We start from the raw sequence: 21,245 nt of genomic DNA, 5'->3' as shown, positions 1-21,245 counted from the left end.
AGGTGAGTTGGGATGAAACCGATCGGTCGTTCATTTGAACAGCTAAAAGGACGAGTAGATTTTCGCGTGAGATACAATCAGATTAAAGAAAGTGTGTTGTCTGATGAAGATGTGAAGGCATTTTTACAGAAGCATCAAGAAGAGATACATGAAGACATGATCAATCGCAGCTTGAACCGGCTCTTTGAATATGTGCAGCAGTCGAAGGGCTGCTCTTACTGCTTAGATGACGAAAACGTCAATGCCATTTTAGATGGGTATCACCCGAAGCTTGTGATCAAAGGTCAGAGTATTGATATTGAATATTCTCCTTGCCTGGTCAAGCTGCGGCTCGATAGACAGAAGAAACAGCAAGAGCTGATGAAAAGCATGTATATTCCGCAAAATGTCCTTCAAGCGACGTTCGCTGATCTGAACGTTGTGGGAAGACAAGAGGTCATTCAAAAAGTAGGTCAATTCCTCCAAAGCTATGATGAGACTGGAAAAGGAAAAGGCTTGTATTTACACGGAAAGTTTGGAGTAGGAAAAACGTATATACTAGCAGCTATTGCGCAGCAGCTAGCGGAAAAAGAGTACCCATCTCTCCTTGTTTACGTGCCTGAATTTGTAAGAGAGTTAAAAAATTCATTAGCTGATCATACGCTAGAAGAAAAGCTGAATATGGTTAAATCCACTCCTATTTTAATGCTTGATGATATTGGGGCAGAATCGATGACAAGCTGGGTGCGAGATGAACTGCTCGGTACGATCTTACAATACCGTATGGCAGAGCAGCTGCCGACATTTTTCTCTTCTAATTTCTCACCAAATGAGCTGAAGCATCACTTTACGTACTCACAGCGGGGGGAAAAGGAAGAGGTCAAAGCCGCTCGTTTAATGGAACGGATTCTCTATTTAGCAGAGCCTGTCTTGCTCGAAGGAGAAAACCGCCGTCATTTATAAAAGCGTATGTCACCTGAAGGAGGAGCAAATGAAATGAACAAAAGAAAATGGCTGCTTTTTCTTGTGATTGGCATTCTTGCTGCTGCGCTGTGGTGGCTGAATAAACAGCATCTTCAGCTGGCGCCGAAAGATGTGAAGAATTGGGTGCTTCAATTTGGGATGCTGGCTCCCTTTGTTTTTCTTTTCTTATCTCTTTTCCGCCCGTTTGTTCTCGTCCCAATTACGGTCTTTTCGCTTGCGGCAGGTTTGGCATTCGGCAGTGTCCTTGGGACGATTTATGCCCTTATTGGAGCTACAGCCGGGGCAACAGGCTCCTTCATGATTGCTTCAACCTTTCGAGCAAAAAAGAAGGAAACGGAATCAAACAGCCGGAAGCTGAAAGCGGTGACGTCCCGTATTCAGGAGCATGGATTTCTTTATATTTTGTTATTGCGTATTGCACCGATTCATTTTGATTTTGTCAGCTATGCGGCAGCTGCTTCACGTGCAAATTATCGTGCATTTGTGACAGCCACCTTTTTAGGCTTAATACCGGGTACAATTGCGTTAAATGTTCTTGGCTCAAGCTTTGTCAGCGGCAATTATGCCGCCTTAGCGGTTGTTTGTTTGATTTATTTGATCTTTATCTCTGTTCCACTCATTTTAAAAAGAAAGATGCCTGATTTATTTTAGGCGTCTATTTTTTATGTTCCCCCCATATATATGTAACAGATGTCGTTAGGGGGGACAAACATGCTTGAAATAATCTTTGAAGATGAATATGATACCGCCGCTTTTTTACATCTTGCTGAACACTTAGACAGTCGGCATCACATGTCAATTCAACAAGGGAAAGACCGGCTTCTCATAGAGGCGAAGGAATCCGAAGAAGCACTTGAGCACATTGTGCGGCCATTATTGGTTCACTTTTTTTTGGAATGCAAAGAAAATGAGCGCATGCGCAGCATCCTTGAAAACACCTATTTGTTTAAAGATCCCGAAGAGCAGCACCAAATTCTTTCCATCGCACACAGTATCATGAATGGGGACTTAGATGATATTCCCGGCATTCAGCAAGACCCGTCAAGAGAAGCCCTTTTAAAAAAGGAGCTTGAGGCGATTTCTTTACAGCAAGGTGTTTTTTCAATTGGTTCATTTATGACATTTAGGCTGTCAGAGTATGACCGAAGGCTGAAGAACTATGTTGAAGTGTCCATTGAAGAATACAAAATGGAGCAAGAGTATCAAAACTTCATTCAATCGCTTCGAGACTATGTGATGGCAAGAGAGCCTAGGCTCGAAAAAGTACATGTTGTGCATCAGGACCGCCTGGTGATTTGGGAATTTCGCTACGCTTCTGAGCGTGATCAAAAACAATACATAGACAGACAGTTTGTAAGAGAGCATCCAATGTATATTGATTCGCAGCTGATTGCACCGCTTGTCTCCATTGCACCGCAAAAAATTGACCTGTTTACAAATGATACAGGTCACTCGATGGTGCAAACCATTCAAAATATTTTTCAAGAAAGGGTCGAGGTGTTCCCGTCTCATTCATTCCAAGAGCAGAATGTTCAATTTGTACATGACCATTTCGAAAAGAAAAGTGAAAAGCTTTCTTGATTTTCACGAAAAAACGTTTTATAATACGGTGTAACTTCATACAGAGACCGTATTGATAAGGACATGAACAAATGAACACCCGCTTAAAGAGAGGGAAGCCGCGGCTGAAAGCTTCCTAGCAGAGGACCATTTGCTTTACCACCTTTGAACATCAGCTGTGAACATTTTAGTAATGGCTGACGGGAATTCCCGTTATCGAAACACAAGCCGTATTTGCTTATGAAAAAGCAAGCTGCAAGTACGGGAAAAAGGGTGGAACCACGATTCCGTTTATTCAACCTCGTCCCTTTCCAGGGGGCGGGGTTTTTATATTGCCAAAAAAAGGAGTGACCAGAGATGTCAGAACAAATTCAACTTACATTTCCAGATGGAGCAGTCAAGGAGTTTGACAAAACAGCTACAACAGAAGACATCGCGGCATCAATTAGCCCGGGCCTAAAGAAAAAAGCACTTGCCGGTAAATTGAACGGTAAAGAAATAGATCTGCGTACGCCGCTATTAGAAAGTGGGACAATCGAGATCATCACAGATAAAAGTGAAGAAGCACTCGACATTATGCGCCACAGCACAGCACATTTGCTAGCGCAGGCGATCAAACGCCTGTATGGAAAAGAGCATCACGTTCAGTTTGGCGTAGGTCCTGTCATCGAAAATGGCTTCTACTACGATGTGGACATCGATGTTGCCATCACACCTGAAGACTTACCAAAGATTGAAAAAGAAATGAAGAAAATCATTAACAGCAATCTGCCAATTGAGCGAATTGAAGTATCAAGAGAAGAAGCGAAAAAGCGCTTTGAAGCGATTGGTGATGAATTAAAGCTTGAACTGTTAGAGGCGATTCCAGAAGGTGAAGCTGTGACGATTTATGAGCAGGGGGAATTCTTTGACCTCTGCCGCGGGATTCATTTGCCGTCTACAGGAAAAATCAAAGAGTTTAAACTGTTAAGCCTTGCCGGTGCATACTGGAGAGGCGACAGTAACAACCAAATGCTTCAGCGTATTTACGGAACAGCTTTCTTCAGCAAAGAAGATTTAAATGAGCACTTACGTCTGCTGGAAGAAGCGAAAGAACGCGATCACCGTAAGCTTGGAAAAGAGCTGAAACTGTTTGCGAATTCCCAAAAGGTTGGTCAAGGACTTCCGCTTTGGCTGCCAAAAGGTGCTACAATCCGCCGCGTCATTGAGCGTTACATTGTCGATAAAGAAGTGCGTCTTGGCTATGAACATGTGTACACACCAGTTCTTGCAAGTGTTGAATTGTATAAAACATCAGGACACTGGGCGCATTATCAAGAAGACATGTTCCCAGTAATGGAAATGGACAACGAAGATCTTGTTCTTCGTCCGATGAACTGTCCGCACCATATGATGATTTACAAAAACGAGCCGCACAGCTATCGCGAATTGCCAATTCGTATTGCAGAGCTTGGTACAATGCACCGCTATGAAATGTCAGGTGCCTTATCCGGCCTTCAGCGTGTTCGCGGTATGACATTAAACGATGCACACATCTTTGTTCGTCCAGATCAAATTAAAGACGAGTTCATCCGTACAGTTCGCTTAATTGAAGAAGTGTATCAAGACTTTGGCTTGAATGACTACACATTCCGCTTATCTTACCGTGATCCGGAAGATACTGAGAAGTATTTCGATGACGATGCGATGTGGAATAAAGCACAATCGATGCTGAAGGATGCAATGGACGAGCTTGGTCACGACTACTATGAAGCAGAAGGCGAAGCGGCATTTTATGGGCCGAAGCTTGATGTACAAGTGAAGACAGCTCTTGGAAAAGAAGAGACATTATCCACTGTACAGCTTGATTTCTTACTTCCAGAACGCTTTGATCTCACATATATCGGAGAAGATGGAAAGCACCATCGTCCAGTCGTGATTCATAGAGGCGTTGTTTCTACAATGGAACGTTTCGTTGCCTTCTTAATTGAAGAATACAAAGGAGCCCTTCCAACATGGCTGGCACCTGTACAATTCCAAGTCATCCCAGTTTCACCGTCTGTTCATTTAGACTATGCGAAAAAAGTACAAGAACGTTTGCAGCTTGAAGGCCTTCGTGTAGAACTTGACAGCCGCGATGAAAAAATTGGGTACAAAATTAGAGAAGCGCAAATGCAAAAGATTCCGTACATGCTTGTCGTCGGAGATCAAGAAGCAGAAAATGGCGCTGTCAATGTAAGAAAGTACGGGGAACAAGATTCAGAAACAATGGATCTTGAAGCCTTTGTGAAACATGCAGTAGCAGAAGCAAAGAAATAATAAGCACAGCCAGTGATTCTCTTTAGATCACTGGCTTTTTCTTTTTGGAGAACACCTCCACTAGTGATCCAATTCCTAAAAAGAGACGTTTAGATAGTACAAAAGTAAGGGTAAGTATGTACTATTGGTTCGAGACAAATTGGGGGAATGAAAGCGATGATGCAAACAACAAACAATTTATCGTCACATGTATTGGAGCAATCAGCTGTTCTTCGTGCATTAGAGCACTCGCTGGCAATGATTGAATTTAATGTGACAGGTGAAGTTCTATGGGTGAACAATATTTTTGCAAAAGCCATGGGATATTCTAAAGAAGAGATGATCGGTCTTCAACATAGACAGTTCTGTCCTCCGCATATTACAGAACACACGAGCTATCACATGTTTTGGAAGCGTTTGAGAGAAGGTCAAGTTTTTCAAGAAAAAGTGCAGCGGATCACGAAAAACGGCAGCAGCTTATGGCTTGAAGCGACATATTCACCTGTTCGAGATGAAGAAGGAACTGTAGTAGGTGTTGTGAAAGTGGCGACAGATATTACGGAGAGAGAACATACAATGAAGCAAGTCGTAGAAGACTTAAAGGAGATGTCTGCAAAATTAATGGAACGAGCAGAAGTTGGCATTCAGCATAGTCAAAGTGTCAATGCCTCCTTTGATCATATAGCAAACGAAACCGATCAAAATATGAGCTTGCTAAAAGGATTAACCGAGCAGGTAGAGTCCATCAGCTCCATTGCTGCAAGCATTAACAGCATTTCTTCACAAACCCAGCTGCTCGCCTTAAATGCGGCAATAGAAGCGGCACATGCGGGTTCCTATGGAAATGGCTTTAGTGTAGTGGCAGCAGAAATTCGAAAGCTAGCGACAAATTCAAAAGAAGCGATCGTCAAGGTAGATCAATACGTGAAGGCGATTCATGCAGAAGTAGAGAAAGTCAGCAGCGGAACAAGCCGGGCACAGACAACCGTGTTTACTAACCGGGATCTTGTAAAGCAGGCAAGTGAGGAATTCATCATTGTAGGAGAAGCAGCACGCGGCTTAGACCGGCAAGCGCAAAGTCTAGCGGCAATCATATAGCTCTAAGACTACAAAAACACCCAATCTCGTCGTCAGGAGAAGGGTGTTTTTTTGTTCTATTTTAATATATCAAACAATTCATGTAAGTCTTTGATTTCATAATCAGGCGTCACATCTGTTTCGTTTTTCTTGCCATGGCGATTGATCCAAACGGTTTGGATGCCAGCGCGAGATGCGCCGAGAATATCTGTTTTCGGATTATCTCCAACCATGATCACTTCGTCTTTTGTTAAGTTTAACAGCTGAAGGCAGTGCTCAAAGATACCCGGATCAGGTTTGCCTTTCCCGTAGTCTCCTGAAATCACAATTTCGTTAAAATAAGGGGCAAGCTCAGGAACACCTGCCAGTTTTTCCTTTTGAAGGCTAGGATCTCCGTTTGTTAAAAGGAGCAATTCGTAGCTGCCTTTCAGGCGGTTTAAAACAGGGTATGTTTCTTCATAGACATATGGGCGTTTTCTGCGCTCTGCTGCAAAGAAATCAGCCAAATATTGTCCAAATGCCTCATCTTCAATTCCCGCTGCCCTTAAGCCATTGGTCCAAGCGTTTTTGCGATACTCAGGTGCAAGGGCGTTCAGCTTTTGAAAGCCTTCGCTAATCGGTTCACTAAAATTCGACCACAGTCCTTCGAAAGGATTAATGCCGATCATGACAGTATAATCATATGTTTCATAGGAAGAGTACAGCTTTCTTGCTTCTTCACGTACAATCTGTTCAAACGATTCTGGATCAAGTCCATATTTCTTTTCCGCTTCCCGGCAAGTTTCCTGAAAAGTTGTATGAATGCTTTTTTCATCCCAAAGCAAAGTATCATCTAAATCGAAAAATACGGCTTTCATGATCTTCTCCCTTGTTATGTATGTGTTACCTTCAATTGCAAGTGACAGGCTCATGTTCATTTTACAATAGAAGAAGAGGGCAATAAAGAAAAGATTTGAGAGATATTTGATCATTGACCGCACATGATAGAATAGAAAGACAGTAGATATGACATACATCATTTGAGGTGGCCGGTTTGCTTCATTTAATTATCATGATGATCGAGCGTGTGGGAATCATCGTTATTTTAGGATTTGTGCTTGCCCATGTGAAGGGCTTTCGCAATCTATTGCTACATAATCAAGGGTTTCGGAAAAAGGCAATTCTTGTCTTCATTTTTGCTTCTTTTAGTATTATCAGCAATTACACAGGAATTGAAATTCAGCAGCAAATTGTCATGAATCATGAGTTTTCTTATCACCTTGGCTCGTCAAGCTCTATCGCCAATACGAGAATTATGGGGATCGAAATGGGTGGTTTAATCGGGGGGCCGTTTGTAGGGATTGGCGCAGGGCTTTTAGCTGGAATTCATCGCTATTCCTTAGGAGGAAGCACCGCGCTCAGCTGTGCGATTTCTTCCATTTTAGCGGGTGTCATTGCAGGCTATGTCGGCAGCAGGTTTAAGCGGAGGAATCGAATGGTGACACCTCGCCAAGCAGCTCTTTTTGGTGTGGCGATGGAATCATTACAGATGATCATTATCCTTCTGTTTGCAAGGCCATTTGCGGATGCATGGGGGCTTGTCAGTATCATCGCCCTGCCGATGATCTTTGTGAATGGAATCGGCAGCTTTATCTTTTTATCTATTTTACAGTCAGTCATTCGGCAAGAAGAGCAGGCAAAAGCGATGCAGACACATCGTGTATTTTCGATCGCCGATCAAACACTGCCTTTTTTCCGCCAAGGGTTAAATGAACAGTCATGTAAAAGTGTGGCGGAGATCATTCATCGGTTGACTGAAACAGATGCGGTCTCCTTAACAGACACGGAAAAGATTTTAGCGCATGTCGGAGATGGAACAGATCATCATATTCCATCTAAAAGCCTGATTACAGGGCTGTCGAAACAGGTCTTGATGAGCGGCAAGATTATGAAGGCGCATTCGAAGGGCGAAATCAATTGTTCAGTCGCCCATTGCCCTCTTGAAGCGGCCATCGTGCTGCCGCTCACTTCTAACGGTCAAACGATCGGAACGTTAAAAATGTATTTCAATTCTCCGGTCGGATTAAGCAGGGTGGAAGAGGAGCTTGCAGAAGGTTTGGCGATGCTGTTTTCCACACAGCTTGAGCTTGGGGAGGCGGAAACTCAAAGCCGCCTCTTAAAAGATGCAGAGATCAAAGCACTTCAAGCACAAGTGAACCCGCACTTTTTATTTAACGCTATTAATACCATCTCTGTTTTATGCAGAACCAATGTGGAGATGGCAAGGAAGCTGCTGCTTCAGCTAAGTATTTATTTCCGTTCAAATATGCAAGGCGCCCGCCAGCTGCTGATTCCAATGCAGAAGGAGATTCAGCATGTGGAGGCATATTTATCACTCGAACAAGCAAGGTTTCCAAATAGATACCATGTGACCTTTCAAATCGAAAAGGAGCTGGAGCAGGTGATGATTCCGCCCTTTGTGCTTCAGGTGCTTGTTGAAAACGCAGTGAGGCATGCTTTTCCTAAACATCAAAAGAATTGTGAAGTCATCGTATCCGCTTTGATGAAAGATGGGCATGTTTATATGAAAGTGACAGATAATGGACAAGGGATCGATGATGACAAGATGGCTCAGCTATTAAAAGCGCCTGTCGAATCACTAGAAGGAACAGGAACAGCCCTTTTTAATTTAGATCAGCGGTTAAGAGGGATTTTTGGCAGACAAGCCGCTTTATCCATTTATAGTGACCAAGGCACTGACATCTCATTTCGCATTCCGATGGACTATGTAAAAAAGGATGATTCTCGTTGATGAAAGTATTAATCGTAGATGATGAAGTGTTAGCAAGAGATGAATTAAAATACTTATTACGAAGAACGAAAGAGGATGTTCAAATACAGGAAGCAGAAAATATAGAATCTGCTTTTGACCGGATGGTCGATCATAAGCCGGATCTGCTCTTTTTAGACATTGATTTATCTGGTGAGAACGGATTTGATATTGCCAAAAGGCTCAACCGGATGTCTGATCCGCCAGCGGTTGTATTTGCGACAGCCTTTGATCAATATGCGCTGAAGGCGTTTGAGGTAAGTGCCCTTGATTACTTAACAAAACCATTTGATGAAGAGCGGCTGCTCCAGACCATTCAAAAGTTTAAAAAGTGGAAATCTGTTGAGACGCAAGATCACCAGCTGTCAGATGAGAAAGCGCCCCACCAGCAAAAATTAGCGATCTCAGTCGATGACTCAATTGTGATCCTGCGAGTTGAAGAGATCATGTATGTAGGACTCAGCGAGGGGAAAAAGGTCGTGAAAACAAAGGATCACGAGTATGAGGTCTCAGAACCGCTGGTGGTCATTGAAAAGAAACTTCCTGAGGCTTACTTTATGAGGGTCCATCGCAGCTATATCGTGAATACCTCTCATATGAAAGAAGTACAGCCGTGGTTTAATTCGACGTATAATCTGCATATGACAGACGGGTCTATCATTCCTGTCAGCCGCACATATGCCAAAGAATTAAAGAAGTCACTCCTGCTAGAGTAGGAGGGCTTTTTTTGTTTGTATTTCAATACTCGTTTTTTGCATTTCAGTCATTGAATCGAGCGAGTTTTATTGTAAACGCTTCATTCGTTTATTTCATGCCTTATACTGAGGGCAGTCGAAGAAAGAGGTGAAGCGGCATGAGTGCCACGAAAGTATATGGATTTCTATCTCAAGCATTTATTTTTGCAACCGTAATGTTTGTTTCTAATCTCATTTCAATGTATTTACCGATTCCGATGCCCGCATCCGTCATTGGTTTGGTTCTATTATTTGTTTTGTTAACAACGAAAATCGTTAAACTGGAGCAGGTGGAGCAATTAGGAACATCATTGACAGGACTCATTAGCTTTCTATTTGTTCCCTCTGGAATCTCAGTCATTCAATCACTAGGTGTCATGCAAGAAGTAGGTGTGCAAGTAGTCGGCGTCATTATCATTGCAACCATTATGCTACTTGCAGCGACAGGGCTGTTTTCGCAGCTTCTCATGCAATTATCAGAAAGACCGCAGAAACGTAAAGAGACAAAGGAGAGTAAATCTGCTCCTTCTCATTCAAATAAACCAGCTTCAAGTACGCATTAAAGGAGAGATGCAAAATGGGTACAAGTACAATGAGTCCTTATTTTGGCATTGTCGTCTCATTAGTCGCCTTTGGGATAGGGACATTCTTATTTAAAAAATCAAAAGGTTTCTTCTTGTTCACCCCGCTGTTTGTGGCGATGGTACTAGGCATTTTATTTTTGAAAGTTGGCGGTTTTTCCTACGCAGATTATAATGAGGGCGGCAAGATTATCAAATTTTTCTTAGAGCCTGCCACGATTGCTTTCGCTATCCCGCTTTATAAGCAGAGAGCCTTGCTTAAAAAATATTGGTGGCAAATTTTATCCGCTATTTTTGTAGGTTCACTTTGTTCCATTACGATCGTATATCTCGTAGCGAAAGGGATTCATTTAGATGCGGCTGTGATGAAAAGCATGCTTCCACAAGCAGCGACAACAGCGATTGCTCTTCCGATTGCAAAGGATATTGGCGGAATCGCAGATATCACAGCCTTTGCGGTCATATTTAACGCAGTCATTGTCTATGCACTAGGTGCCTTCTTCTTAAAATTATTTCGCATTAAAAACCCAGTGGCAAAAGGTCTTGCACTTGGTACATCAGGACATGCGCTTGGGGTTTCTGTTGGAATTGAGATGGGAGAAGTAGAAGCAGCGATGGCAAGTATCGCCGTTGTGGTCGTAGGAGTTGTGACCGTTATCGTCATTCCAATCTTTATGCAGTTGATTCTTTGATGGCGTCATTGTGTGAAAAAGTCTTGCCCAATTCGTCTCATCATGTTAAACTGAAAAAGTTGTTTCAAGAGTTCGGTTACTTGACGGACGAATGAAAATTGTGTAGAATAATTAACGAATTGAATAGATATCACAAGCAGAAGCACCCGCTTCTCACCTGATTGACACATGTTTGTAGTTGACAGGTTGACCGTACATTTATTTTTTCATGCAAATGTTCGCAGTGTGGGTGTTTTATATGCCCACACTTTTTGTTTGCCTGTAAAACATACAACGAAATGGTCAAATGAATTGTGAACTCAATTCAAAATCTCATGGAGGTGGCTCACTATTAGCAAAGATCAATTAGTTAATGAAGGTATTCGTGCGCGTGAAGTTCGTTTGATCGGACAAAATGGCGATCAGCTTGGGATTAAAACCCGCCAGGAAGCTCTGGAAATTGCTACGAAAGCCAATCTTGACCTTGTGTTAGTTGCTGCAAATGCAAAACCACCTGTTTGCCGAATCATGGACTATGGTAAGTTCCGATTCGAACAGCAGAAGAAGGAAAAAGAGGCACGTAAGAATCAAAAAATCATTAGCTTAAAAGAAGTTCGGTTGAGCCCGACAATCGATGAACATGATTTTAACACGAAGCTCCGTAATGCAATCAAATTCCTTGAAAAGGGAGATAAAGTGAAAGCTTCTATCCGCTTTAAAGGCCGTGCGATTACGCATAAAGAAATCGGACAGCGCGTGTTAGACCGTTTCTCTGAAGCCTGCGCTGAAGTAGCAACAGTAGAAACAAAACCTAAGATGGACGGACGCAGCATGTTCCTCATGCTTGCACCAAAAGTCGAAAAGTAAAGTAACAGAGGGAGGAAACATCCAATGCCAAAAATGAAAACTCACCGCGGATCTGCTAAACGTTTCAAAAAAACAGGTTCTGGTAAACTTAAACGTTCTCATGCGTACACAAGTCACTTGTTCGCTAACAAATCTACAAAGCAAAAACGTAAATTGCGTAAGAGTGCAATCGTAAGTGCTGGAGATTTCAAACGTATCAAACAACAACTTGCAAACATTAAGTAATTTGGAATAGGAATCATAGGAGGGAATTACAATGCCAAGAGTAAAAGGCGGAACTGTGTCGCGTCAGCGTCGTAAAAAGGTTCTTAAATTAGCAAAAGGTTATTTCGGTTCAAAACATAGATTATACAAAGTAGCAAACCAACAGGTGATGAAATCTGGAAACTACGCTTTCCGTGACCGTCGTCAGAAAAAACGTGACTTCCGTAAACTATGGATCACTCGTATCAACGCTGCAGCTCGTATGAACGGTCTTTCTTACAGCCGTTTAATGCATGGCTTAAAGCTTTCTGGTATCGAAGTAAACCGCAAAATGCTTGCTGACCTTGCTGTGAATGACCTAAATGCATTCAATCAGCTTGCTGATGCTGCAAAAGCACAACTAGACAAGTAAGTTCTATAAAAGATCATTCCTTCGAGGGGTGATCTTTTTTCTGAGGTGAAATGAATGAATATGGCTTTGATCCTGCTGCTTATTTTGGTGAATGGCTATGGCTTTTTTCTCATGGGTGAAGACAAACGCCGGGCCAAAGCACATAAATGGAGAATTTCAGAGGCGCATTTATGGAGTGTTGCGGTTCTTTTTGGCGCTGCCGGGTCGTATCTAGGAATGCAGTATTTCCGGCATAAAACAAAGCATCCTGCCTTTCAAATCGGCATGCCTTTGAAAAAGGAGCAGACGCCATTAGGACGGCGTGTCTGCTCCTTTTTTTTGTTTGATTTTTTTTATGGGCTGATCCCAATCAATTTTTGTTTGAGGATAACGCTCGATAATGTTTTCCTCCAGTTTTTCAAAGTCTTCTAATGTAAATTCACTCAGCTTCTCAGGTGACTCCGTCCAAACGTAAATGGAGTGGACAAACAGAGGATGATCCTTAGAAGGAACATGCTTCTCCCCTTCAAACAAGACACCTTTATAGACGAAATTAAAATTTTTGCGCGCATTTTGCTGTTCATCCATAAAATAAAAGCCTTCTTTTAATTGTGCTTGTTTCAGCTTTCTTCTCGGATTTGAGAAGAATTTTACCGCCATGTAGAAGATGTAGACAAGCAGTGCAACAAGAGCTAGTCTCATGAGGATTACAAACATGACAGGATGCACCTCCAATACCGTTATCTGATGTACTACGAATGAAAACGCCAAAAGGTTTCAACTTTTTTTAAAAAAATATTTCGTAAAACGAAAAAATATTCATAAAAAGATCGTATTGAACGAAAGAGGTTTTGTATAATAAGAATGCACCATGAAGATAAAGGAGGATAAATGGAATGACAAAGCTCGATCAAACATTAACTATGCTCAAAGACCTAACGGATGCAAAAGGGATTCCAGGAAATGAACGTGATGTCAAAAAAGTCATGCAGACATACATAGAATCATATGCAGATGAAGTCTCTACAGACCGCCTTGGCAGCTTGATCGCTAAAAAGGAAGGAAACGCTAACGGACCTAAAATTATGCTCGCTGGTCACCTAGATGAAGTAGGATTCATGGTGACAAAAATTGATGACAAAGGCTACATTCGTTTTCAAACAGTCGGCGGCTGGTGGTCACAAGTCATGCTCGCCCAGCGTGTCACCATTGTGACGAAAAAGGGAGAGATCACAGGGGTAATTGGTTCAAAGCCACCACACGTCTTGTCACCTGAAGCTCGTAAAAAGTCAATTGAGATTACGGATATGTTTATTGATATTGGGGCGTCAAGCAAAGAACAGGCAATGGAGTGGGGCGTGCTGCCTGGAGATCAAATCGTTCCTTACTTTGAGTTTACAGTCATGAATGATGAAAAAATGCTCCTTGCAAAAGCATGGGACAACCGCATTGGCTGTGCAGTCGCCATTGATGTCATGAAAAATTTGCACAATGCTCAGCATGAGAATATTGCTTACAGCGTCGCAACTGTCCAAGAGGAAGTAGGCCTGCGCGGAGCTAAAACAGCAGCGGCTACGATTCAGCCTGATATTGGATTTGCCATTGATGTAGGTGTAGCAGGAGATACACCGGGCATCACTGAGAAAGAAGCAACTAGCAAACTTGGCAAAGGCCCAACGATTGTTGTATTTGATGCTTCAATGGTCTCTCATAAAGGACTTCGTGATTTTGTTGTCCAAACAGCTGATGAACTGAACATTCCTTATCAATATGACTCAATGCCTGGCGGCGGGACAGATGCTGGCGGTATTCATTTAACAGGCCATGGTGTTCCATCACTATCTATCGGAATTCCGAGCAGATATATTCATACCCATGCCGCAATGATTCACCGAGATGATTATGAAAATGCAGTGAAGCTTTTAACAGAAGTGATCAAAAGACTTGATCAAAAAACCGTTGAACAGATTACGTACGGTTCTTAAGTAAGAAAGCCTTTCCTCAGTACAGGGGAAAGGCTTTTTTATTGAATTTCCCAGGAAATGAACGGTGTGTTCAAAGTGAGTCAAAAGAACTATTTTCAGTAAAAAAGGAGAATATTTCCTAGTGAATAAGGCACATGTGATCGAGCGTTTATTTTTGTAAGATGAAAGCAATAAAAAGGACAGAGCCATAGAATGCCCTGTCAAAAGAGAGTTTATGGAAGTAGGTGAAGCTACCTTAAGAATAAACATACTATTCTTATTTGTCAACTTGGTTTTAAAAGAAAGAAAAATCAATCAATTTATGTTATATTTGTAACAAATTGTTTATACAAAGGGGATGGTTAAATGAATGCGGTTACAATTGTAATAGGATCTATGTGTATTTTAGCGATTGCCTATCGTCTTTATGGCACATTTATGATGGTCAAGGTATTAAAGGTCACAGATGATCATCCTACACCGGCTCACACGCTAGAGGACGGGAAAGATTATGTGCCGACAAATAAATGGGTCACATTTGGGCATCACTTTGCTGCCATTGCAGCTGCTGGTCCGTTAGTGGGTCCGATTTTAGCCGCTCAATTTGGGTATTTACCTGGTCTCCTTTGGCTTTTAATTGGAGCAGTCATAGGCGGAGCTGTACATGATCTAGTCGTCTTATTTGCATCGATGCGAAAAAAGGGGAAATCATTATCAGAGGTAGCGAAGGAAGAGCTGGGACCTGTTGCCGGGTTTTGTACAGGGCTTGCGATGCTGTTTATTATTACAATCACAATGGCAGGTTTGTCTATGGTTGTGCTTCATGCTTTAGAACGTAACCCTTGGGGGACATTTGCAGTTGGAATCACGATTCCGATTGCGATGGGGGTTGGTCTGTATTATAAAAAAACAGGCAATTTAAAGCTGGCGACATCTGCGGGATTTATTTTGCTGATGTTTGGGGTATTCCTTGGTCCAAATATTCAAGGAACGGCACTAGGTGATTTTTTAACACTTGATACAAAAACGCTTGCTCTTGCCCTGCCGATCTATGCCTTTTTTGCTGCGGCTCTGCCAGTTTGGCTGCTGCTTGCACCGAGGGACTATTTAAGTAGTTTTATGAAAATTGGTGTATTCATTGCGCTGATTGCTGGTATCTTTGTCGTGAATCCGTCCATTCAATTCCCCGCGTTTACAGAGTTTGTGAATGGAGGAGGACCTGTATTAGCTGGTCCTGTCTGGCCATTTATTTCGATTACCATTGCTTGCGGTGCCATTTCTGGTTTCCACGCATTTGTTGGTTCAGGGACAACACCTAAGATGCTGGACCGATGGAGTGATATGAAGCCTGTTGCGTTTGGCGCAATGCTTGTGGAATGCTTAGTTGGGATTATGGCTTTAATTGCAGCTACTGCTCTGCATCCAGGAGATTATTTTGCGATAAACAGTACACCCGAAGTGTTCCGTACACTCGGTATGAGTGTCGAAAACCTTCCGCAGCTGAGTAAGGAAATCGGCCTTGACTTAGAAGGAAGAACGGGTGGTGCCGTAACATTAGCGGTAGGGATGGCGTATATCTTTACGGGGATTCCGTTCTTTAGTCATTTGGCTTCTTACTTCTTCCAGTTCGTCATTATGTTTGAGGCTGTCTTTATTTTAACTGCTATTGATGCGGGGACACGTGTGGCACGCTATTTGATTCAAGACTTCTTAGGTGAAGCATATAAACCGCTTAAACGAACTGACTGGATACCTGGTTCGGTGTTTGCAAGTGCGCTTGCTTGTTTTATGTGGGGATACTTACTTTACTCAGGGGACATCGGGTCTATTTGGGCGCTGTTTGGGGTTTCAAATCAGTTAATGGCCTCGGTTGGGTTGATCATCGGGGCAACCGTTGTATTAAAAATTGCAGATAAAAGACGATATATGCTGACTTGTTTAATTCCGCTTGCTTACTTATATGTGACGGTGAATTATGCAGGCTATTGGATGGTAGCAAATGTATATCTCAATCCTGAAGCATCCGGTTACAGCGTGCTGAATGCGGTGCTGTCGATCATCATGCTGATCTTAGGTTTTGTGATTATTGTGTTTGCGATAAAAAAATGGGTCGAAATCTGGCGTGATCCAGCGCTTCGAATGGAAACGCCTATCACTGGCTAAATGAAAAAGGCCGGCTTGCTTTTATAAGCAAACCGGCTTTTTTTATTGCTGCTGTTGAGGCTTTAAGCCTTGCTCTAATGTTTCAAGGATCTCATTTTTCTCGTTTTCTGATGCTTCTTGCCAAAGCACCTCGAACAACACGCCAAGGCCTGGCAGCATTTTTTCCTCGCCGCTTTGAATCGCATCTAAAATCGTATGTTCAAGCTGTTCTTGATTATGGCCAGTAATGTTTTGAATGACTGCGCCTCTTAAATTAAAATCCATTGCCCACACTCCTTTTTTGATGGTAATAGCCCTATTCTGTCTCAAAGACAGGTTTATTATGTAGTGTGCATGAGATATAATAAATTCATGATAATTAAAGGAGTTAACGTCGCTTGAAATATATAGAATCAGCTAAAAACACAAACATTAAACAGTGGAAGAAGCTCCATACGAAAAAAGAACGAACGAAAACGGGGCTATTTCTCGTTGAGGGAATACATTTAGTCGAAGAAGCATTAAAGAGCGGGATCGTGAAGGAATTAATGGTCACCTCGCCCGATATGCTTCCTTCTCATATCCAGCCTGACATTGAGCTTTATGAACTGAGCGAAGAGGCCTTTTCTGCCATGACAGAAACAGAAACGCCTCAGCACATTGCCGCAGTCTGTACAGTTCCTGTTTTTGAAGAAAAGAAGGTTGAACGAATTCTTCTATTAGACGCAGTGCAGGACCCGGGGAATTTAGGCACACTCATTCGAACAGCAGATGCCGCTGGTCTTGATGCTGTGATCTTAGGAGAAGGAACAGTTGATGCGTTTAACGGAAAAACGCTCCGTTCGGCACAAGGGTCTCATTTTCACCTGCCTATCTTAAAGCAAACCCTTCAACAGGCGATCACCGAACTGAAAGAACGAGGCATACCTGTATACGGGAGTGCCTTAAAAGATGCGAAAGAGTATAGAAGCGTAACGGCAGAAGGTCCGTTTGCATTAATTGTTGGAAATGAGGGAGCAGGTATTGATCCAGCGATTCTGCAAATGACAGATCAAAATTTATATGTGCCAATGTATGGGCAGGCAGAATCATTAAATGTCGCTGTTGCAGCAGCTGTTCTAGTCTATCATTTGCGCGGATAGTGTTGCATCAAGTGCTCATTTTCACTATAATGAAACTAATATTTAAAAACCATGATAGAGGAAGATTGTTTCAAGAAGCGGCCTTTTAGGGAGAATGCATCGTAGACTGAAAGTGCATTTAAGGAATGCTGAAACAGGAATTCACCTCTGGAGTTGTCACCGGGACCGCAGGCTTTGCGTAAAGGTGAACCGGATTCGTTTGATTCCGTTATGTCAATGAAGCTTATTCGCACATGCATTTGTGCTTAACAAGGGTGGTACCGCGACCACAACTCGTCCCTTCTTTTATGGAGGAACGAGTTTTTTTATTGTCTTCAAACGATCAAACAGCCGTTTATCCGAGCGGTTTTGTATATCAAAAGGAGGATTACACTCATGCAAGAAACGTTAAAACAGCTTGAAACAGAGGCGATAGCGAAGGTTGAAGCAGCTAGCTCGCTCAAAGAGGTCAATGACATTCGTGTTCAATACTTAGGGAAAAAAGGACCGATTACAGAAGTACTTCGCGGAATGGGCAAGCTCTCCGCAGAAGAAAGACCGAAAATGGGTGCACTTGCTAACGAAGTAAGAGAGCAGATTGCTGGTGCCATTGCTGAAAAAAATGAACAGCTGGAAAAAGAAGAAGTGAAGAAAAAACTTGCGTCTCAAACGATCGATGTTACTTTACCGGCAAGTCCAATCAAAATGGGAGCAAGACATCCATTAACGATTGTTGTCGAAGATATTGAAGATTTATTTATTGGCATGGGCTATACCGTTGAGGAAGGTCCTGAGGTAGAAACGGATTATTATAACTTTGAAGCGCTGAATCTTCCAAAGGAGCATCCGGCACGTGATATGCAGGACAGCTTCTATATTACCGAAGATACACTGATGAGAACACAAACATCACCAGTACAAGCACGTACACTTGAGAAATATAAAGGACAAGGTCCTGTGAAAATCATCTGTCCTGGGAAAGTATATAGACGTGACAGTGATGACGCGACTCATTCACATCAATTTATGCAAATTGAAGGGCTTGTCGTCGATCACAATATTAGCATGAGTGATTTAAAAGGAACACTGGAGACAGTCGCAAGAAAAATGTTTGGTGAAGATCGTGAAATTAGACTGCGTCCAAGCTTTTTCCCATTCACAGAACCATCTGTCGAAGTCGATGTGTCTTGCTTTAAATGCGGCGGGAAGGGCTGCTCTGTATGTAAAGGAACAGGCTGGATTGAGATTTTAGGTGCAGGAATGGTTCATCCGAATGTCCTGAAAATGAGCGGGTTTGATCCAGAAACTTACCAAGGCTTTGCTTTTGGAATGGGTGTGGAACGGATTGCGATGCTGAAATACGGCATTGATGATATTCGCCATTTCTACACAAATGACATTAGATTCACAAAGCAATTCAAGCAGGACTAAGAGGAGGAAATCAACATGTTTGTTTCATATAAATGGTTAGAAGACTATGTCGATTTAGAAGGCATCAAGCCGGATGAATTAGCAGAAAAAATCACAAGAAGCGGAATTGAAGTGGAAGCCGTTGAATATAAAGGCGAAGGCATCAAAGGAGTTGTCGTTGGACACGTCATTGAACGTGAACAGCATCCGAATGCAGATAAATTAAACAAATGTCTTGTTGATATCGGCGAAGAAGCACCAGTGCAAATTATTTGCGGGGCTCCGAATGTGGAGAAAGGACAGTATGTGGCCGTCGCAACGGTGGGCGCAGTCCTTCCTGGCAACTTTAAAATTAAAAAAGCAAAACTGCGCGGTGAAGAGTCTCATGGCATGATTTGTTCTCTGCAAGAATTAGGCGTAGAGAGCAAGCTCGTACCAAAGGAATATGCAGAAGGCATCTTTGTTTTCCCGAACGACGTGAAACCAGGAGATGATGCCCTTCAAGCACTTCAATTAGATGATGCGGTGCTTGAGCTTGGCTTAACACCAAACCGTGCCGATGCCCTGAATATGCTAGGTGTCGCTTATGAGGTTGCGGCCATTTTAGGAAGAGACATCAAGCTTCCTGATACAGCACATGACACTTCTTCCGAAAAAGCAGCAGACTATATTTCTGTTAAAATTGAGGATCAAGAAGCGAATCCACTTTATGCAGCAAAGATCATTAAAAATGTAAAGGTTGGACCAGCACCGCTTTGGATGCAAACAAGATTGATGAATGCAGGCATTCGTCCAATTAACAACGTCGTGGATATTACAAATTTTGTACTGCTTGAATACGGTCAGCCGCTTCATGCCTTTGATTATGACCGCTTTGGTTCAAAGCAGGTGGTCGTTCGTAAAGCGTCTGACAGCGAAATCATTCAAACACTGGATGAGCAAGAGCGTACATTATCATCAAAGCATCTTGTCATCACGAATGGAACGAAAGCGCACGCGGTAGCAGGCGTCATGGGCGGCTTTGAATCAGAGGTGCGTGATGAGACGACGACGATTCTTTTAGAAACGGCATATTTCAACGGTCAAACAGTCCGTCAAGCATCTAGAGACTTAGGACTTCGCAGTGAATCAAGCACACGATTTGAAAAAGGACTCGATCCGCAGCGTACGAAGCCGGCAGCAGAAAGAGCAGCTCAATTGATCAGCATGTATGCAGGCGGCGAAGTGCTAAGCGGTACAGTTGAGGAAAACCACCTTGAAGCAAGTATGAATGTCATCCACGTGTCAACTGAGCGTGTGAACAAGGTGCTTGGAATGAGCATTTCAAAAGAAGATATGATTCAGATTTTCAACAAATTAGGCTTTACAGTGGGCGAATCAAATGATGTTCTTGTCGTAACAGTTCCTTCCCGCAGAATGGATATTACGATTGAAGAAGACCTCATTGAAGAAGTTGCAAGATTATACGGCTACGATAATATTCCATCTACACTGCCTGCAACAGCTGGCACCGTTGGCGGTCTCACGCCATACCAAGTGAAGCGCAGAAAGGTAAGACGTTTCTTAGAGGGCGCAGGACTTTCTCAAGCGATTACGTATTCATTGACGAATCAGCATAAGTCCACAGCTTTTGCCTTGCATCCAGCCTATGAAACGAGACTTTCTCTGCCAATGAGTGAGGAACGCAGTGTGCTGAGACAAAGTCTTCTGCCAAACTTACTTGATTCTGTTGCATATAACTTGGCAAGACAAGCTGATTCATTTGGATTTTATGAAACGGGCTCTGTTTTCTTAGCAGAAGCTGAAGGGGCAAAACCAGTGGAAAAAGAACATGTCGCTGGTGCGCTGACAGGCTTATGGCATAAAAATCTTTGGCAGGGCGAGAAAAAAGCCGTCGATTTTTATGTAGCGAAAGGAATTGCTGAAGGATTGTTCGAAAAGCTTGGTGTGTCAGACCAAATCACTTATGTTCAAGCAGAGCGTGAGGGTCTTCACCCAGGGCGAACTGCAGATGTTCACTTAAATGGTCAAGTCATTGGCTTTGTTGCCGCACTGCATCCAGTCGTTGAAAAGGAATTGGATTTAAAAGAAACGTATGTCTTCGAGTTTGATTTAACAGATGTGATGACATCTGAAACGAAGGATATGAAATATACAGCGATCCCGAGATTCCCTGCTGTGACAAGAGACATCGCACTTGTTGTCGATCAGCATATCTCAAGCGGACAGCTGGAGCGTGTCATCTATGAAGCAGGCGGTCATCTACTCACAGACCTATCTGTATTTGATGTGTACGAAGGGGAGCATATGGAAGAAGGCAAAAAATCTGTTGCATTCTCTCTTCAATATTTAAATCCTGAACAAACGTTGACCGAGGAAGAAGTCACAGCTGTTCACACAAAAGTTTTGAAAGCACTAGAAGATACGTATCAAGCCGTCTTACGCGGTTAAAGAAAAAAAGCTAAGGCCTCATG

The 21,245-nt window shown here is 42.6% G+C and carries 20 protein-coding genes, 1 pseudogene and 2 other annotated features; of the genes and pseudogenes, 18 read left to right on the top strand and 3 right to left on the bottom strand.

What is annotated here, in order from left to right; translation table 11 throughout:
- Positions 1 to 12 precede the first annotated feature (12 nt).
- The 5 genes from dnaI (at position 13) to MHB69_RS13250 (ending at position 5,898) form a co-directional block, all read left to right on the top strand.
- On the top strand, positions 13 to 942 hold the full coding sequence (gene dnaI, locus MHB69_RS13270) for a primosomal protein DnaI (RefSeq protein ID WP_034279671.1): 930 nt from the start codon (positions 13 to 15) through the stop codon (positions 940 to 942).
- Between the two features lie 33 nt (positions 943 to 975).
- Positions 976 to 1,614 (top strand): TVP38/TMEM64 family protein, encoded by a 639-nt coding sequence (locus MHB69_RS13265; RefSeq protein WP_046312323.1) that lies wholly within the window; start codon positions 976 to 978, stop codon positions 1,612 to 1,614.
- Between the two features lie 60 nt (positions 1,615 to 1,674).
- A complete protein-coding gene (gene ytxC / locus MHB69_RS13260) occupies positions 1,675 to 2,544 on the top strand; it encodes a putative sporulation protein YtxC (protein ID WP_046312028.1) in 870 nt (289 codons plus the stop codon).
- 43 nt (positions 2,545 to 2,587) lie between these two features.
- Positions 2,588 to 2,835 (top strand) — a binding site (T-box leader).
- Positions 2,836 to 2,880: 45 nt separating this feature from the next.
- Positions 2,881 to 4,821 (top strand): threonine--tRNA ligase, encoded by a 1,941-nt coding sequence (thrS, locus tag MHB69_RS13255; protein WP_024426134.1) that lies wholly within the window; start codon positions 2,881 to 2,883, stop codon positions 4,819 to 4,821.
- Between the two features lie 156 nt (positions 4,822 to 4,977).
- Positions 4,978 to 5,898: a methyl-accepting chemotaxis protein gene (locus tag MHB69_RS13250; RefSeq protein ID WP_342489551.1), complete on the top strand. Its 921-nt coding sequence runs from the start codon at positions 4,978 to 4,980 to the stop codon at positions 5,896 to 5,898.
- 56 nt (positions 5,899 to 5,954) lie between these two features.
- Here the strand turns inward: MHB69_RS13250 and MHB69_RS13245 are convergent, their stop codons facing one another.
- Complete coding sequence (locus MHB69_RS13245) at positions 5,955 to 6,734, bottom strand: HAD family hydrolase (protein ID WP_081124654.1); 780 nt, start codon at positions 6,732 to 6,734, stop codon at positions 5,955 to 5,957.
- A 176-nt stretch (positions 6,735 to 6,910) separates the two neighbouring features.
- Between MHB69_RS13245 and MHB69_RS13240 the strand changes: the two genes are divergently transcribed.
- The 8 genes and pseudogenes from MHB69_RS13240 to MHB69_RS13205 form a co-directional block, all read left to right on the top strand.
- On the top strand, positions 6,911 to 8,668 hold the full coding sequence (locus tag MHB69_RS13240; RefSeq protein WP_101676778.1) for a sensor histidine kinase: 1,758 nt from the start codon (positions 6,911 to 6,913) through the stop codon (positions 8,666 to 8,668).
- Positions 8,665 to 9,402, top strand: a complete 738-nt coding sequence (locus tag MHB69_RS13235) for a LytTR family transcriptional regulator DNA-binding domain-containing protein (RefSeq protein ID WP_211043124.1) — start codon at positions 8,665 to 8,667, stop codon at positions 9,400 to 9,402. Before MHB69_RS13240 ends, MHB69_RS13235 begins: the two co-directional genes overlap by 4 nt.
- A 137-nt stretch (positions 9,403 to 9,539) precedes the next feature.
- Positions 9,540 to 9,983, top strand: a complete 444-nt coding sequence (lrgA, locus tag MHB69_RS13230; protein WP_024425718.1) for an antiholin-like murein hydrolase modulator LrgA — start codon at positions 9,540 to 9,542, stop codon at positions 9,981 to 9,983.
- Between the two features lie 14 nt (positions 9,984 to 9,997).
- Positions 9,998 to 10,693, top strand: a complete 696-nt coding sequence (lrgB, locus tag MHB69_RS13225) for an antiholin-like protein LrgB (RefSeq protein WP_024425719.1) — start codon at positions 9,998 to 10,000, stop codon at positions 10,691 to 10,693.
- A 128-nt stretch (positions 10,694 to 10,821) separates the two neighbouring features.
- Positions 10,822 to 10,953: a sequence feature (ribosomal protein L20 leader region), on the top strand.
- 70 nt (positions 10,954 to 11,023) lie between these two features.
- A complete protein-coding gene (gene infC / locus MHB69_RS13220) occupies positions 11,024 to 11,539 on the top strand; it encodes a translation initiation factor IF-3 (RefSeq protein WP_024718649.1) in 516 nt (171 codons plus the stop codon).
- 24 nt (positions 11,540 to 11,563) lie between these two features.
- Positions 11,564 to 11,764: a 50S ribosomal protein L35 gene (rpmI, locus tag MHB69_RS13215; protein WP_003216324.1), complete on the top strand. Its 201-nt coding sequence runs from the start codon at positions 11,564 to 11,566 to the stop codon at positions 11,762 to 11,764.
- A 31-nt stretch (positions 11,765 to 11,795) separates the two neighbouring features.
- On the top strand, positions 11,796 to 12,155 hold the full coding sequence (rplT, locus tag MHB69_RS13210; protein ID WP_007501659.1) for a 50S ribosomal protein L20: 360 nt from the start codon (positions 11,796 to 11,798) through the stop codon (positions 12,153 to 12,155).
- 54 nt (positions 12,156 to 12,209) lie between these two features.
- Positions 12,210 to 12,425 (top strand): annotated as a pseudogene (locus MHB69_RS13205) (DUF1294 domain-containing protein); the annotation flags it as partial.
- A gap of 21 nt (positions 12,426 to 12,446) precedes the next feature.
- Here the strand turns inward: MHB69_RS13205 and MHB69_RS13200 are convergent.
- The gene (locus MHB69_RS13200; protein WP_024426127.1) at positions 12,447 to 12,851 is read right to left on the bottom strand and encodes a hypothetical protein; all 405 of its coding nucleotides are present in this window, start codon (positions 12,849 to 12,851) and stop codon (positions 12,447 to 12,449) included.
- Between the two features lie 179 nt (positions 12,852 to 13,030).
- Here MHB69_RS13200 and MHB69_RS13195 point away from each other — a divergent pair, with 179 nt between their 5' ends.
- Both MHB69_RS13195 and cstA read left to right on the top strand, forming a co-directional pair.
- A complete protein-coding gene (locus tag MHB69_RS13195) occupies positions 13,031 to 14,119 on the top strand; it encodes a M42 family metallopeptidase (RefSeq protein ID WP_024425723.1) in 1,089 nt (362 codons plus the stop codon).
- A gap of 345 nt (positions 14,120 to 14,464) precedes the next feature.
- A complete protein-coding gene (gene cstA / locus MHB69_RS13190) occupies positions 14,465 to 16,261 on the top strand; it encodes a carbon starvation protein CstA (RefSeq protein WP_046312019.1) in 1,797 nt (598 codons plus the stop codon).
- Between the two features lie 42 nt (positions 16,262 to 16,303).
- Here cstA and sspI read toward each other — a convergent pair whose 3' ends face one another.
- The gene (sspI, locus tag MHB69_RS13185; RefSeq protein WP_024425725.1) at positions 16,304 to 16,525 is read right to left on the bottom strand and encodes a small acid-soluble spore protein SspI; all 222 of its coding nucleotides are present in this window, start codon (positions 16,523 to 16,525) and stop codon (positions 16,304 to 16,306) included.
- Positions 16,526 to 16,638: 113 nt separating this feature from the next.
- Here sspI and MHB69_RS13180 point away from each other — a divergent pair, with 113 nt between their 5' ends.
- From MHB69_RS13180 to pheT, 3 genes are all read left to right on the top strand, one after another.
- Positions 16,639 to 17,382 carry an RNA methyltransferase gene (locus tag MHB69_RS13180; protein ID WP_046312017.1) on the top strand — a complete coding sequence of 248 codons (744 nt, stop codon included), beginning with the start codon at positions 16,639 to 16,641 and terminating at the stop codon, positions 17,380 to 17,382.
- A gap of 375 nt (positions 17,383 to 17,757) precedes the next feature.
- Complete coding sequence (gene pheS / locus MHB69_RS13175; protein ID WP_034279699.1) at positions 17,758 to 18,792, top strand: phenylalanine--tRNA ligase subunit alpha; 1,035 nt, start codon at positions 17,758 to 17,760, stop codon at positions 18,790 to 18,792.
- Between the two features lie 15 nt (positions 18,793 to 18,807).
- Positions 18,808 to 21,222, top strand: a complete 2,415-nt coding sequence (pheT, locus tag MHB69_RS13170; RefSeq protein WP_254001402.1) for a phenylalanine--tRNA ligase subunit beta — start codon at positions 18,808 to 18,810, stop codon at positions 21,220 to 21,222.
- The last annotated feature ends 23 nt before the right edge of the window (positions 21,223 to 21,245 follow it).

It is taken from the genome of Bacillus sp. FSL K6-0994 (assembly GCF_038630815.1).
In the GTDB taxonomy this organism is placed as follows: Bacteria; Bacillota; Bacilli; order Bacillales; family Bacillaceae; genus Bacillus; species Bacillus safensis.
The sequence above is the reverse complement of the archived record's forward strand: the minus strand, read 5'-3'. Positions and strand labels throughout refer to the sequence as shown.

Coding starts and splice junctions, on each gene's coding strand:
- MHB69_RS13265 (WP_046312323.1), top strand. CDS start 976: ATGAACAAAAGAAAATGGCTGCTTTTTCTTGTGATTGGCATTCTTGCT.
- thrS (WP_024426134.1), top strand. CDS start 2,881: ATGTCAGAACAAATTCAACTTACATTTCCAGATGGAGCAGTCAAGGAG.
- rplT (WP_007501659.1), top strand. CDS start 11,796: ATGCCAAGAGTAAAAGGCGGAACTGTGTCGCGTCAGCGTCGTAAAAAG.
- lrgA (WP_024425718.1), top strand. CDS start 9,540: ATGAGTGCCACGAAAGTATATGGATTTCTATCTCAAGCATTTATTTTT.
- rpmI (WP_003216324.1), top strand. CDS start 11,564: ATGCCAAAAATGAAAACTCACCGCGGATCTGCTAAACGTTTCAAAAAA.
- MHB69_RS13245 (WP_081124654.1), bottom strand. CDS start 6,734: ATGAAAGCCGTATTTTTCGATTTAGATGATACTTTGCTTTGGGATGAA.
- lrgB (WP_024425719.1), top strand. CDS start 9,998: ATGGGTACAAGTACAATGAGTCCTTATTTTGGCATTGTCGTCTCATTA.
- pheS (WP_034279699.1), top strand. CDS start 17,758: ATGCAAGAAACGTTAAAACAGCTTGAAACAGAGGCGATAGCGAAGGTT.
- MHB69_RS13200 (WP_024426127.1), bottom strand. CDS start 12,851: ATGTTTGTAATCCTCATGAGACTAGCTCTTGTTGCACTGCTTGTCTAC.
- dnaI (WP_034279671.1), top strand. CDS start 13: ATGAAACCGATCGGTCGTTCATTTGAACAGCTAAAAGGACGAGTAGAT.
- MHB69_RS13250 (WP_342489551.1), top strand. CDS start 4,978: ATGATGCAAACAACAAACAATTTATCGTCACATGTATTGGAGCAATCA.
- MHB69_RS13195 (WP_024425723.1), top strand. CDS start 13,031: ATGACAAAGCTCGATCAAACATTAACTATGCTCAAAGACCTAACGGAT.
- ytxC (WP_046312028.1), top strand. CDS start 1,675: ATGCTTGAAATAATCTTTGAAGATGAATATGATACCGCCGCTTTTTTA.
- sspI (WP_024425725.1), bottom strand. CDS start 16,525: ATGGATTTTAATTTAAGAGGCGCAGTCATTCAAAACATTACTGGCCAT.
- cstA (WP_046312019.1), top strand. CDS start 14,465: ATGAATGCGGTTACAATTGTAATAGGATCTATGTGTATTTTAGCGATT.
- pheT (WP_254001402.1), top strand. CDS start 18,808: ATGTTTGTTTCATATAAATGGTTAGAAGACTATGTCGATTTAGAAGGC.